The sequence below is a fragment of the Pseudomonas sp. AC239 genome, assembly GCF_979258545.1.
On sequence record NZ_OZ409864.1, the window covers coordinates 3,595,692 to 3,609,927 of the forward strand.

Here is a 14,236-nt window from a genome sequence, read left to right on the forward strand (position 1 = left end):
TCACATGGCAACGCTCATCGGTACGGTCACAAAAGTCATTGGTCAGGTGTTCGCCCAGACGGGCGACGGCATCAAACGCCCGCTGTTCGAAGGCGATCGTTTGTACGCCGGCGATCAACTGATCACTGGCGCGGAGGGCGCGGTGGCGGTGAAACTGCAAAACGGCGAGGAATTGACCCTCGGCCGCGGCAGCAGCATCACCATGACCGGCCAACTGCTGGCCGACCAGGCGGTGCCGGTGAACGTCGACGAAGCGCAGACCCCGAGCCAGGCACAACTGACCGATGTCGAGCAGATCCAGCAAGCCATCGCCGCCGGTGAAGACCCGAGCAAGACCGCCGAAGCCACCGCTGCCGGCCCCAACGCACCCACCGGCAATACCGGTGAACTGGGCGGCGGACACAGCTTCGTTCTGTTGACCGAAGTCGGCGGCCGAGTTGATCCGATCATCGGTTTCCCCACCGCCGGCTTCAACGGCATTCCCGAATTTCCCGAGTATCGTCGCGACGCGGACATCGACAATGGCGACGACACCCCGGCGCCAATCGTGGTGCCACCGCCACCGGTGAACAATCCGGTTATCCTCAACGGCCTGGACGCGGCGGGCGGCGAGCTGAACCTCAATGAAGCCAATCTGCCTGACGGTACAGCGGCCAATCCAGGCGCGCTGACGCAAAGTGGCAGCTTCACGGTCTCGGCAGCGGATGGTTTGAACAGCCTGAGCATCGGCGGCATCAACGTGATTGTTGGCGGCGTGCCGATCGGCTTTCCCCAGTCGATCACCACGCAACTGGGCAACACCCTGACCATCACCGGTTACAACGCGGCGACCGGCACGGTCAGCTACAGCTACACCCTCAACGGCAACGAAACCCACGCGGCCGGCGACGGCGTGAACAATCTCAGCGAACAGTTCACCGTGATCGCCACCGACAGTAATGGCGACAGCGCCACTGGCACGCTGGACGTGAACATCACCGACGACGTGCCAAAAGCGTTTGACGACGCCAACGGCATTGCCTCGGAAACCTTGCTGACCCTGTCTGGCAACGTCCTCACCAATGACATCCAGGGTGCCGACCGCGTGCCCACCGGACCGGTCACGCCCGGCACATTCACTGGCACTTTCGGTACGTTGGTCCTCAATGCCGACGGCACCTACACCTACACGCTGAACACCAGCGATGCCGATTTCAAAAACCTGCACGGCGGTGGCAACGGCACCGAAACCTTCGCCTACACAATCACCGATGCCGACGGCGATACCAGCACTGCCAATCTGGTTCTGCAGATTCACAACAACGACGATCCAGTAATCATCGACGGCCTGAACGTCGCCGGTGGCGAGCTGACGGTTTATGAGAAAAATCTCAGCGACGGCAGCGCACCGGATGCTGGCGCGCTGACGCAAAACGGCACCTTCACCATCACCGCTCTCGACGGCGTGACCACGCTGACCGTCGGTGGAATTGCCGTGGTGACCAATGGCGTGGCCGCAGGCTTCCCGCAATCGATCACCACGCCGCTCGGCAGCACGCTGACCATCACCGGTTTCAACGCTGCAACCGGCGTGGTCAGTTACAGCTACACCCTGGCCGACAACGAGGCGCATGCGAACGCCAACGGCGCGAACAGTCTGCCTGAGCAGTTCGCGGTCACGGTTGTGGATGACAACGGCACCACCGCCACTGGCACGCTGGACGTCAACATCGTCGATGACCTGCCGAAAGCCAACGATGACAGCAACGGCACCGCGTCCGAATCCCAACTGACTCTGACCGGCAATGTCCTGACCAACGACGTGCAAGGCGCCGACCGTGTGCCAACAGGTCCAGTCACGCCGGGCACTTTCACTGGCACTTTCGGTACGTTGGTCCTCAATGCCGACGGCACCTACACCTACACGCTGAACACCAGCGATGCCGATTTCAAAAACCTGCACGGCGGTGGCAACGGCACCGAAACCTTCGCCTACACGATCACCGATGCCGACGGCGATACCAGCACTGCCAATCTGGTTCTGCAGATTCACAACAACGACGATCCAGTAATCATCGACGGCCTGAACGTCGCCGGTGGCGAGCTGACGGTTTATGAGAAAAATCTCAGCGACGGCAGCGCACCGGATGCTGGCGCGCTGACGCAAAACGGCACCTTCACCATCACCGCTCTCGACGGCGTGACCACGCTGACCGTCGGTGGAATTGCCGTGGTGACCAATGGCGTGGCCGCAGGCTTCCCGCAATCGATCACCACATCACTGGGCAGCACGCTGACGATTACTGGCTTCAACGCGGCAACCGGCGTGCTCAGTTACAGCTACACCCTGGCCGACAACGAGGCGCATGCGAACGCCAACGGCGCGAACAGTCTGCCTGAGCAGTTCGCGGTCACGGTTGTGGATGACAACGGCACCACCGCCACTGGCACGCTGGACGTCAACATCGTCGATGACCTGCCGAAAGCCAACGATGACAGCAACGGCACCGCGTCCGAATCCCAACTGACTCTGACCGGCAATGTCCTGACCAACGACGTGCAAGGCGCCGACCGTGTGCCAACAGGTCCAGTCACGCCGGGCACTTTCACTGGTACTTTCGGTACGTTGGTCCTCAATGCCGACGGCACCTACACCTACACGCTGAACACCAGCGATGCCGATTTCAAAAACCTGCACGGCGGTGGCAACGGCACCGAAACCTTCGCCTACACGATCACCGATGCCGACGGCGATACCAGCACTGCCAATCTGGTTTTGCAGATTCACAACAACGATGATCCGGTGCTGCTCAATGGTCTCGACGTCAACGGTGGCGAACTCACGGTCTACGAAAAAAATCTCAGCGACGGCACCAGCCCCAACACGCCCGCGCTGACCCAGAACGGCACTTTCACCGTCAGCGCTCTCGATGGTCTGCAGACCCTCACAGTCGGCGGCATCGCCGTGATCACCAATGGCGTGGCCGCAGGTTTCCCGCAATCAATCGTCACCCCGCTGGGCAGCACCTTGACCATCAGCGGTTATGACCCTGCAACCGGCGTGGTCAGCTACAGCTACACCCTGGCCGACAACGAAGCCCACCCGACTGCCAACGGCGCCAACAGCCTCACCGAGAACTTCGATGTGGTCGCGACCGACACAGATGGCAGCACCGCCAGCGGCCAGATCAACGTCAATATCGTCGATGATTTGCCGACTGCGCATGCGGACGCGGCTTCGGTGGCGGAGGGCGGCACCGTCAGTGGCAATGTGCTGGATAACGATATCGGCGGTGCGGATGGCCCGGCGGTCACCGGTGCCGTGGTCGGCGTGCGCGCTGGTGCCGACACTTCGACCTCGGCCATCGGCGGGCTCAATTCGCAGATCAACGGCGCCTACGGTTACCTCACGCTTGACGCTAACGGCAACGCCGTTTATCACAGCAACCCCAACGTGGTGAACGGCCCGGGCGCGGTGGATGTGTTCACCTACACCGTGCGCGATGCCGACGGTGACGAAAGCACCACGACCATCACCATCGATGTCTACAACAGCTGCCTGAAAGCCGTCAGCGACAGCGATGTCACCGTTTACGAAAAAGCCCTCGACCTGAACAAGGACGGCCAGGATCTGGCAGCGGGCAGTGTGGTCGGCAGCGATCCGAATAGCACTGGCGAAACCGCGTCCGGCACGCTGGTCGGTTCGGTCACCGGCGCGGTTGGTGCGATCAGTTATGCGCTGGTCAGCAGCGCCACCGGCAATTACGGGCAGATCGTCCTCAACGCCAATGGCACTTACACCTACACGCTCACTTCGCCAGCGACCACCACGCCGCACGCTGACGACGGCGCCAACAGCCTGAGCGAAACCTTCACCTATCAGGCGACCGACTCTCTCGGCAACGTCGTCACCAGCACAATCGTTGTGAACATCGTCGATGACGTGCCGAAAGCGCTGAATGACAGCAACGCGACCAACGCAACGGAAGAGCAGTTGACCCTGACCGGCAACGTTCTCGATAACGATGTGCAAGGCGCCGACCGCGTCGCCGTTGGGCCGGTCACCGCCGGTACGTTCACCGGCACTTACGGCACGCTGGTGCTCAATGCCAACGGCACTTACACCTACACGCTGGACGCCAATGACGCCGACTTCAAAAACCTTCACGGTGGCGGCAACGGCACTGAAACCTTTGCCTACACCATCACCGATGCCGACGGCGACACCAGCACCGCCAACCTGGTGCTGAACGTCCATAACAACGACGATCCGGTGTGCCTCGACGGCCTCGATGTGAAGGGCGGCGAACTGACGGTTTACGAGAAAAACCTCAGCGACGGCAGCAACCCCAATACTGCAGCCCTGACCCAGAGCGGCAGCTTCACCGTGACCGCCCTCGATGGCCTGCAAACCCTGACCGTCGGCGGCATTGCCGTGATCAGCAATGGCGCCGCCGCCGGTTTGCCGCAATCGGTGGTCTCGCCGCTGGGCAGCACCTTTACCATCACCGGTTACGACCCGGCCACCGGCATGGTCAGTTACAGCTACACCTTGGTCGACAACGAAGCCCATCCGAACGCCAACGGTGCCAACAGCCTCAGCGAGAGCTTCGACGTGGTTGCCACTGATACCGATGGCAGTACCGCCAGCGGTCAGATCAACGTCACCATCGTCGACGATCTGCCGACTGCCAACGCCGATACCGGCTCGGTAGCGGAGGGCGGTACGGTCAATGTCAGTGTGCTCGGCAATGACAGCAGCGGCGCCGATGGTGCCGCAACGGTGGTCGGCGTGCGCGCGGGCAGTAACACCGCGACGTCGGCCAGCGGCGGGCTCAACAGCAACATCAACGGCAACTACGGCTATCTGACCCTCGACGCGGCGGGCAACGCGGTTTACCACAGCAACCCGAACTCGGTGAGCCCGCCGGGCGCGACCGACACGTTCACCTACACCATCCGTGACAGCGATGGCGACGAAAGCACCACAACGCTGACCATCAATGTCGCCGACAGCAAGTTGGTCGCCTCGGTCGATCGGGACGTCACCGTCTACGAAAAAGCCCTGGATTTGAGCAAGGATGGCGCCGATCTGGCTCCCGGCACAGTCACCGGCAGCGAGCCGGGCAATACCGGCGAAACCGCCAGCGGCACGCTGGTCGGTTCGGTCAGTGGTGGCAGCGGCGCGATCACGTACACCCTGGTCGGCAACGCCACCGGCAGCTACGGGCAACTGCAGCTCAACGCTGACGGCACCTACACCTACACGCTGACTTCAGCGCCGAAAACCGCACCGAATGCCAACGACGGGCCGAACACCCTCAGCGAAACGTTCACCTACCAAGCCACCGATGCGCTGGGCAACAGCACCACCAGCACCCTCGTGGTCAACATCGTCGACGACGTGCCGAAAGCCGTTGCCTCGGATCGTTCGGTCACTGCGGTGGAGATCGATTCCAACGTGCTCATCGTCCTCGACATCTCCGGCAGCATGGCCGATGCCTCTGGCGTGCCCGGCCTGTCGCGGCTGGCACTGGCCAAACAAGCCATCGGTGCGTTGCTCGACAAGTACGATGATCTGGGCGATGTGAAAGTGCAGTTGGTGACGTTCAGCAGCAATGCCGCCGATCGCACCACCGTGTGGGTCGATGTCGCCACCGCCAAGACCCTGCTCGCCGGCCTCAACGCCGGCGGCGGCACCAACTACGACGCCGCCGTGGCGGTGATGCAGACCGCGTTCAACACCTCGGGCAAACTCACCGGGGCGCAAAACGTCGGCTACTTCTTCTCTGACGGCAAGCCCAACGAGGGCGACATCGGCACGGCTGACGAAGCCGCGCTGAAAAACTTCCTCGACGCCAACAACATCAAGAACTACGCCATTGGTCTGGGCAGTGGCGTGAGCAACGCCAACCTCGATCCCCTGGCCTACGACGGCATCAACCACACTAATACCAATGCGGTGGTAGTCACCGATCTCAATCAGCTCAACTCGGTGCTGTCCGGCACCGTGCAGGGCGCGCCGGTTACCGGCTCGTTGCTGGGCGAGGGCGGTTCGTTCGGCGCCGATGGCGGTTTCATCAAGTCGATCGTGGTCGACGGCACCACCTACACCTACGACCCGAAAGCCCTCAGCGGCCAGGGCTCGTTGACCGCGAGCGGCGGCGCCAACCACGGCACCTTCAACACGGCCAACAACAGTGTCAGCATCGCCACCAACAACAGCGGCACGCTGGTGGTCAACCTCGATACCGGCGAATACAGCTACACCTCGCAGAAAACCACCGCCGTGGTCATCACCGAAAACATCGGCTTCACCGTCAGCGACAACGACGGCGATCTGGCCAGCTCAACGTTGACCGTGAAAGTGATTCCCAACGCGCCACCGGTGGCGATGGACGATCACGTCATCACCAACGTGCTCTCGGGCAACATCGTGGTGCCGGGTGAGCTGCTGCTGGCCAATGACAGCGATCCGAACGGCGATGCGCTCAACGCCACACCCACCAGTTTCAACACCGGTTGGGCGTCGAAAGCGGCAGACTTCACCGGCACCGGTCTGATCGGCTTCACCGGGCAGAGCAACAGCGCCGCCAACCAGAACCTCGCCAACGTGCGCAGCGCCTTCAGCGCCAATGCCGCGACCATGACCGCCGTGCTGGTAGTCAGCGGTTACCTCGGCGCTGTCAGCAACAGCAATGCCAATGACGAGGACCGCATCACCGTCAATCTGCGCCAGGGCGAAACTCTCAATCTGGATCACAACCTCGCTGCCGGGCAGATCGGCATGGAGTACTCGCTCAACGGAGGGAGCTGGATCGCGCTGGCGGACGGGCAAACGCTTACCGCATCGGCCGATGGCGTCTATCAGATCCACATCACCAACATCGCCAACGCCACGGGTAACGGCAACCCGAACGCGGCGGAAAACTACCAACTGACCATGACCCTCAACTACGCCGGGGCGCACGACATCACGCCGGATTACCACGGCACTTACACCGCCAACGACAACCACGGCGGCAGTGACACGGCCAACGTCAGCATCAGCTATCAGGACGGCCACACCCTGACCGGCACCGCTGGCGACGATGTGCTGGTGGCGGGTAGCGGCAACAACGTGATCAACGCCGGCGACGGCAATGACGTGCTCACTGCAGGCTCCGGCAACAACGAAATGCACGGCGGCGCCGGCAACGATTTGCTCTACAGCGGCGCGGGCAATGACTTGCTCGACGGCGGCACTGGCAGCGATACCGCCAGCTATGCCCACGCCACAGCCGCCGTCACCGTCAACCTCGGCCTGCTCGGTGCGCAGAACACCTTGGGCGCCGGTACTGACACGCTGACTGGCATCGAAAATCTGCTCGGCTCGAACTTCAACGACAGCCTCACCGGCGACGGCAACAACAACGTGATCAACGGTGGCCTCGGCAACGACTTCCTCAATGGCGGCGCTGGCGATGACTTGCTGATCGGTGGCATGGGCAACAACACGCTGACGGGCGGGGCAGGGGCTGACACCTTCCAGTGGCTCAAGGGCAACAGCGGCCACGACCTGATCACCGACTTCACCCCCGGCACCGACAAGCTCGACCTGTCGCAACTGCTGCAAGGCGAAAACGCCAGCACCGCGTCTCTGGACGACTATCTGCACTTCACCGTCAGCGGCAGCGGCGCCTCGGTGATGACCAGCATCGACGTCAGCGCCATGGCCGGCGGCACGCCGAACCAGACCATCGACCTGGCCGGCGTCAACCTCGCCAGCCATTACGGCGTGACACCAGGGGCGGGCGGCATGATTGCCAGCGGCCACGACACGGCGACGATCATCAGCGGCATGCTCAATGATCATTCGTTGAAGGTGGATACGGTTTGACCTGAGGTCTGAAAAGACAAAACCCGCCGCCCCGGTTGATTCGGGACGGCGGGTTTTGTCTGTCTGTACAGATGTGTTGGCTGTGAGTCCGCCTTCGCGGGCAAGCCCGCTCCCACAGGGTTCTTCAGTGGATGCAGAATATGTGTCCGACCAGGATCAATTTTGGGAGCGAGCTTGCTCGCGAAGAGGCCGGGTTGATCACCAAGTAACTCAGCAGACCAACATCACCCCGGCAACTCCAGATTATCCAGCACCCGACTCACTGCCAGTTCGCCAAGCATGATCAACTGGGAGGTATCAAGTTTTACGCAACGTCTTCTGCCGCAAAATATAGACCGTCACCAGCACCGCACTGGTCAGCATGAACCCACGCGCCCAAACCAGCGGCACCAGATAGCAGGAGAACAGAATGCTCACCCACATCAGGCCGATCGCGTAGACCTTGGCCTTGAGCGGAATGCCGTTGCCGTCGAGATAATCGCGGATCCATGGCCCGAGTCGTGGGTGCTCGACCAGCCAGCGATAGAAGCGCGGAGAGCTGCGCGCGAAGCAGGCCGCGGCGAGCAGGAGGAAGGGGGTGGTGGGCAGAACCGGCAGGAAGATGCCGATCACCCCCAATGCGACGCTGAGCCAGCCGATGGCCAGCAGCACGTAGCGCAACATCAGGGGGCGGTTGCCTATGGGGTTGTCCATAGGCCGGGTCTTAGTGGTGGCGTGGCTTGAGGATCGCCGGTTTTTCGTCGGGCGCCTGGCATAGCAGGTACAGCGCGGTCAGGGCTTCCGGGATCTGCACGATCATGTCGTCCATCAGATTGGCGTCCTTGGCGATGTCTTCGAACTCCGGTTGTTCGTCGAACAGGCCGGAACCGACCATGATCGGCAGGAGCATTTCGCTGACTTCTTCTTCGGCGGTTTCGAACCATGCCGCTTCGCGCAGGAACACACCTTCCATGAAGCCGATGCACCAGCCGCGCAGTTCGGAATCGTCCGGCTCTTCGCCCAGATCCAGTTCGCACGGCAGTTCGAATTCTTCATCCGAGGCCAGTTGGCGAGCGATGTGCGCTTTGAGGCCGATCAGCGTGGCTTCGATTTCGGCACGCTGGGCTTCGTCGCTGTAGTGCGGCTCTTCGGCAAACAGCGCGTCGATCCACTCGCGCTCCGGAACGTCTTCCGAGCAGATCGACAGCGCGGTCAGGTAACCGTGGGCGGCGACGTAATCCAGCGCCTCGTCGTGCAGCTCGTCGGCGTCGAGGAAGACTTGCAGGCGGGTCAGTTGCTCAGCGAAGGACATTACGGGGCTACCTTGGGGAATAAACAATGCGGGAATTCTAGGCCTTCTTGCGCGCTCTAGCCAGCCGCTTGGCAGATTCGCCGCAATTGCAGGGCGGCATAGCGAACCCTGTGGGAGCGAGCCTGCTCGCGAAGACGGTGTGTCAGGCACTGTTGCATTGACTGACCAATTGCTTTCGCGAGCAGGCTCGCTCCCACAGGCTTTTGTGTGCGGCAGGTTTATCAGGTGTCTTCTCAGCGGCACCCTCTGCGGCGAAGGCCTCGGGTATACTGCCGCGTTTTGCGATCCCTGCCGGCGCTGCGCTGGTCATGCAATGTGTTCTTACGTTTTGTTTAAGCAGCCGAGGCTGCTCTGAACCAGCCTGAGCAGGGATGTATCGGTAGATTTTTGGAGTTTTTATGCTCGAACAGGCTCAACGCGTCCTCAAGGACATCTTCGGCTACGACAGTTTCCGTGGCCGTCAGGGTTCGATCATTGAGCGCGTGGCCAGCGGCGGTGATGCGCTGGTGCTGATGCCTACCGGTGGCGGCAAGTCGTTGTGCTTTCAGGTGCCGGCGCTATTGCGCGAAGGCCTGGCCGTGGTGGTGTCGCCGTTGATCGCGCTAATGGACGATCAGGTCGCCACCCTTGAAGAACTCGGCGTGGCCGCGGCTGCGCTGAACTCCACGCTGAGCGCCGAGCAACAACGCGACCTCGCCGTGCGGATCAAGCGCGGCGAAGTGAAGATGCTCTATCTGGCGCCCGAGCGCTTGGTGCAGCCGCGCATGCTGGCGTTTCTGCAAAGCCTGGAAATCGCTTTGTTCGCCATCGACGAAGCGCATTGCGTGTCGCAATGGGGCCACGACTTCCGCCGCGAATACCTGCAACTCGGCCAACTGGCAGAGCTGTTCCCGAACGTTCCGCGCATTGCCCTCACCGCGACCGCCGACAAGCGCACCCGTGAAGAAATCGTCGATCGCCTGCACCTGCAGAATGCCGAGCGCTTTCTGTCGAGCTTCGACCGTCCGAATATTTTCTACCGCATCGTCCCGAAGGAGCAGCCGCGCAAGCAGTTACTGGCCTTCCTCGCCGAACGGCGCAGCGACGCCGGCATCGTTTATTGCCTGTCGCGCAAGAAAGTTGAAGAAGTCGCGGCGTTCCTCAGTGAGCAAGGCTTCCCGGCGCTGCCGTATCACGCCGGTCTGCCCAACGATCTGCGCGCCTATCACCAGAAGCGCTTCCTCAACGAGGAAGGCCTGATCATGGTTGCCACGGTGGCGTTCGGCATGGGCATCGACAAGCCTAACGTGCGCTTTGTCGCGCATTTGGATCTGCCGAAATCCCTTGAGGCGTATTACCAGGAAACCGGGCGCGGCGGTCGTGACGGTCTGCCGGCGGATGCGTGGATGGCCTACGGTCTGCAAGACGTGGTGATGCTCAAGCAGATGCTGCAGAACTCCGAAGGCGACGAACGGCACAAACGTCTGGAGCAGCACAAGCTCGACGCCATGCTCTCGCTTTGCGAAGAAACCCGCTGCCGCCGGCAGGCGTTGCTGGCCTATTTCGATGAAGACATGCCAGAGCCGTGCGGGCACTGCGACAACTGTGTCGACGGCGTGCAGACCTGGGACGCCACCGAGCCTGCGCGTCAGGCCTTGTCGGCGATTTTCCGCACCGGTCAGCGTTACGGCGTTGGTCATCTGGTCGACGTATTGCTGGGCAAGGACAACGAAAAGGTGCGCAGCTTCGGCCATCAGCATTTGTCGGTGTTTGGCGTTGGCAAGGCGCTGAGCGAGAGCGAGTGGCGCTCGCTGTTCCGTCAGTTGGTGGCGCGTGGGTTGGCCGACGTCGATCACGAGGGGTATGGCGGTCTGCGCTTGAATGACAGTTGCCGGCCTTTGCTCAAGGGCGAAGTGAAGCTGGAGCTGCGCCGCGACCTGAAACCGCAAGTCACCGCCAAAACCGGCAGCAAGAGCCAGGCCAGCCAACTGGTGCGCGGCGAAGAACGCGAACAGTGGGAAGCCTTGCGCGCATTACGACGCAAGCTCGCCGAAGAACACGGCGTGCCGCCGTACGTCATCTTCCCCGACTCGACGCTGTTGGAAATGCTCCGCAGCCAACCGACCTCGCTGGCGGAAATGGCCCGGGTCAGCGGCGTCGGTGCGCGCAAGCTGGAGCGCTATGGTGAAGCCTTCCTGGAAGTGCTCGGCGGCGAGGCGGAGGCGCCGAAGGTGGTCGCCGATGTCCGTCACGAGCTGATCACCCTGGCCCGCGCCGGGATGACCCCGCTGCAGATCGCCGGGCAGTTGCAATGCTCGGAGAAGAACGTCTACGCCATGCTCGCCGAAGCCATCGGCAAGCAGCAATTGTCGCTGGAGCAGGCGCTGGACTTGCCAGAAGAGCTGATGGGTGAAGTACAGGATGCTTTTCTCGATGGTGAGGGCGAGCTGCCGTCGGTCGCTGAAGTGGCTGAGCTGTTTGCCGGGCGTGTGCCGGAAGGCGTGCTGTATTGCGTGCGGGCGGCTTTGCAGTCTGAATTCGAGATGTGAAACGACGTATGCGCCAAGCCCCGTGCAGTTGTAACGATTCAGTACAGAGCGACTCTTGCCTATAACTGCCGCCCATGCTTAGCTGACTAATAATTAGATTTTCCGTATTTTCAGTCTAACCGTGAGTGTTTTATGCCGTTAACCGATCAACATCGCTTTGGTATGCAACTGGCCCAGATGTCTCGTGGCTGGCGTGCCGAACTGGATCGTCGTCTCGCCGGGCTGGGCCTGTCGCAGGCGCGCTGGCTGGTGCTGCTGCATCTGGCGCGTTTTGAAGAGGCGCCGACCCAACGCGAACTGGCGCAGAGTGTCGGCGTCGAAGGCCCGACCCTGGCGCGCTTGCTTGATAGTCTGGAGAACCAGGGACTGGTGCAACGCCAGTCCGTAATGGAAGACCGCCGGGCGAAAAAAATCGTGCTCTGCGCACCTGCCTTGCCCTTGATCGAACAAATCGAAACCATTGCCACGCAGCTGCGCCACGAATTGTTCGAAGGCGTCGACGAGGCGGATTTGAAGGTGTGCATGCGCGTACACGGGCACATTCTGGCCAACCTGGAAAAATCTTGAGGCACATCCCGGCGGTGATTTTTTGAGAGATCGCGCTAAGCCGACTATAAGAACTACTGGGCAATATCGTGTTCGTACCGGATGTGCGAACGCATAGAAACCGGTTTTGCTTATTTAAGGGATGCTCATGCTCGCAAGTCGGCACGTGCTGCGCGGGGGCGCCAAATGGCTGCTGCTCGCTGGCGTATTCAGCTATTCGACCTGGTCGATGGCGTTGGGGTTGGGCGAAATCACTGTTCACTCAGCCCTCAATCAGCCGTTCAAGGCCGACATCGCGTTGGTCGATGTCGGCACGTTGACGCAAAACGATCTCTCGGCCAGCCTGGCTTCGGCGGATGAATTCGGCCGGGCGGGCGTCGAGCGGGTGTTCTTTCTCAATGACCTCAAGTTCACCCCGATCCTGCGCGGCAGCCGCCAGATGATCCGGGTGACGTCCGGCAAACCGGTCAACGAACCTTTCCTGAATTTCCTCGTGCAGCTCGATCAGCCCAATGGCCGTCTGCTGCGCGAGTACACGGTGCTGATTGATCCGCCGGGTTCGCCGGGCATCGTGCCCGCCACCGACGAGCCGGATCCGCGTCCGCAATCCTCTGAATTTCCAACCGTCGAACCGGTTTCCGCACCGCCCCAGGCTGCCCAAGGCAAACGCACTGCGGCGCCTGTGCCGCCAACACCGGCGGTACCTGCCAACGATGCGCAGGCCGAGCAATTGGCGGCCAGTGTGCTGCTCACCCAGCAACTGCAAAAGACCCTCGACGAACAGAACCTCAGGCTGCAAGAGCAGCAAGTGCAGATAGCTGACGGCAAGAAGCAGGTCGAAGAGTTGCAAACCCGTCTGGCCGAAGTGCAGAAAGCGCCGCCACCACCCGTGGTCGCGCCGGCTCCGTCCGCTGTTTCGGCTCCGGTCGAGGCGACAGACGACGGCTTGAACTGGCCTCTGCTCGGCGGACTGATAGTGCTGCTGGGCGTGTTGGCAGCGTTGCTCATACGCCGCCGGCAGCACCGTTCGACAGCTGATGGCACGCCGCTGCCGCTCTTGCCGGTAGGCGCCGAAGAAGACGACGACGAGCCCGAGCTTCAACAATCTGTCGGTGCGCACGCGGCCGCTGATCATCGCGACGAACCCGGTGCCGGCGACTTGCTTGAGGCTGTGGGCATCTATCTGGCCTACGGTCGACTCAGCGAAGCCGCCGGGCTGCTGCGCGATGCTTTGCACAAGGAGCCCGAGCGCACCGATCTCGGTTTGCAGCTTTTGGAAGTCCTGGGGCGCCAGGGTGACAGCGGCGCTTTTGACCAGCAGGAAACCCGCCTGCGTGCGCTTGGCGTTGATGAGCGCGAACTGATTGAAACCCGCGCTCGCCATCCAAAACTGGCAGGCGCCGCACCGGCGGCATTTGCAGCAACGCCAATCGCCCCCGAACTGCCAGTGGCCACGGCAGCCGCAGTGGCCGCGCCGCTCGCATCGTCGCCCAGCGCTCTCGAAGATGATTTCGAATTGAATCTGGGCGAGCTGTCGATGGATTCAAATTGGGATCTGAACGACAGCCGCAGCGATCGCGCCGCAGCGCCGATCGATGATCCGGCACTGGGAACCAGTTTGTCAGTGGACGCCGATTTCGAATTGCCACAGGCTGAATCTGCCGAAGAAGCCGAACTTGAATGGATCCCCGAACCCGACGCCCAGCCCCTCGACGATGACTTTCTCAATGAGTTCGGCGATCCTGAGCCGTCGCTGGTGCTCGAACCTCTGGATCTGCCATTACCCGAGTCCACTGAGGTCGACACCGAGGCCGCCGGCAAGCTCGAGCAGGCACAAACCTGCATCGACGACGGTGACATCGACAGTGCGATCGCACTGCTCAACGAATTGCTCAGGGAAGGGGATGAGCCGTTGAAGCAGACGGCAAGGACGTTGTTGGCGGGGATTCGCTGAGCGCCAAAGGATTTCGGGTTCACCCGAGACCGCCTTCGCGAGCAGGCTCGCTCCCACAA

General features: G+C 61.8%; 6 protein-coding genes. 4 read left to right on the forward strand and 2 right to left on the reverse strand.

Annotated elements, in window-relative coordinates:
- Positions 1 to 4: 4 nt before the first annotated feature.
- The gene (locus ACZ0AZ_RS16395) at positions 5 to 7,858 is read left to right on the forward strand and encodes a retention module-containing protein (protein WP_463537746.1); all 7,854 of its coding nucleotides are present in this window, start codon (positions 5 to 7) and stop codon (positions 7,856 to 7,858) included.
- 297 nt (positions 7,859 to 8,155) lie between these two features.
- Here the strand turns inward: ACZ0AZ_RS16395 and ACZ0AZ_RS16400 are convergent, their stop codons facing one another.
- Together ACZ0AZ_RS16400 and ACZ0AZ_RS16405 are read right to left on the reverse strand one after the other, a co-directional pair.
- The gene (locus ACZ0AZ_RS16400) at positions 8,156 to 8,551 is read right to left on the reverse strand and encodes a YbaN family protein (protein WP_129998997.1); all 396 of its coding nucleotides are present in this window, start codon (positions 8,549 to 8,551) and stop codon (positions 8,156 to 8,158) included.
- 10 nt (positions 8,552 to 8,561) lie between these two features.
- Entirely contained in the window at positions 8,562 to 9,149 is a 588-nt protein-coding gene (locus ACZ0AZ_RS16405) for a UPF0149 family protein (RefSeq protein ID WP_039761053.1), read from the reverse strand.
- Positions 9,150 to 9,547: 398 nt separating this feature from the next.
- Here ACZ0AZ_RS16405 and recQ point away from each other — a divergent pair, with 398 nt between their 5' ends.
- The 3 genes from recQ (at position 9,548) to ACZ0AZ_RS16420 (ending at position 14,177) form a co-directional block, all read left to right on the forward strand.
- Complete coding sequence (gene recQ / locus ACZ0AZ_RS16410; RefSeq protein ID WP_039761055.1) at positions 9,548 to 11,677, forward strand: DNA helicase RecQ; 2,130 nt, start codon at positions 9,548 to 9,550, stop codon at positions 11,675 to 11,677.
- A 132-nt stretch (positions 11,678 to 11,809) separates the two neighbouring features.
- Positions 11,810 to 12,244 carry a MarR family transcriptional regulator gene (locus tag ACZ0AZ_RS16415; RefSeq protein ID WP_016771142.1) on the forward strand — a complete coding sequence of 145 codons (435 nt, stop codon included), beginning with the start codon at positions 11,810 to 11,812 and terminating at the stop codon, positions 12,242 to 12,244.
- Positions 12,245 to 12,371: 127 nt separating this feature from the next.
- Positions 12,372 to 14,177 carry a motility hub landmark protein FimV gene (locus tag ACZ0AZ_RS16420; protein WP_129998998.1) on the forward strand — a complete coding sequence of 602 codons (1,806 nt, stop codon included), beginning with the start codon at positions 12,372 to 12,374 and terminating at the stop codon, positions 14,175 to 14,177.
- The last annotated feature ends 59 nt before the right edge of the window (positions 14,178 to 14,236 follow it).

What these genes read in the sequence shown, in the direction of transcription:
- ACZ0AZ_RS16395 (WP_463537746.1), top strand. Translation starts at nt 5, where the DNA reads ATGGCAACGCTCATCGGTACGGTCACAAAAGTCATTGGTCAGGTGTTC.
- ACZ0AZ_RS16400 (WP_129998997.1), bottom strand. Translation starts at nt 8,551, where the DNA reads ATGGACAACCCCATAGGCAACCGCCCCCTGATGTTGCGCTACGTGCTG.
- ACZ0AZ_RS16405 (WP_039761053.1), bottom strand. Translation starts at nt 9,149, where the DNA reads ATGTCCTTCGCTGAGCAACTGACCCGCCTGCAAGTCTTCCTCGACGCC.
- recQ (WP_039761055.1), top strand. Translation starts at nt 9,548, where the DNA reads ATGCTCGAACAGGCTCAACGCGTCCTCAAGGACATCTTCGGCTACGAC.
- ACZ0AZ_RS16415 (WP_016771142.1), top strand. Translation starts at nt 11,810, where the DNA reads ATGCCGTTAACCGATCAACATCGCTTTGGTATGCAACTGGCCCAGATG.
- ACZ0AZ_RS16420 (WP_129998998.1), top strand. Translation starts at nt 12,372, where the DNA reads ATGCTCGCAAGTCGGCACGTGCTGCGCGGGGGCGCCAAATGGCTGCTG.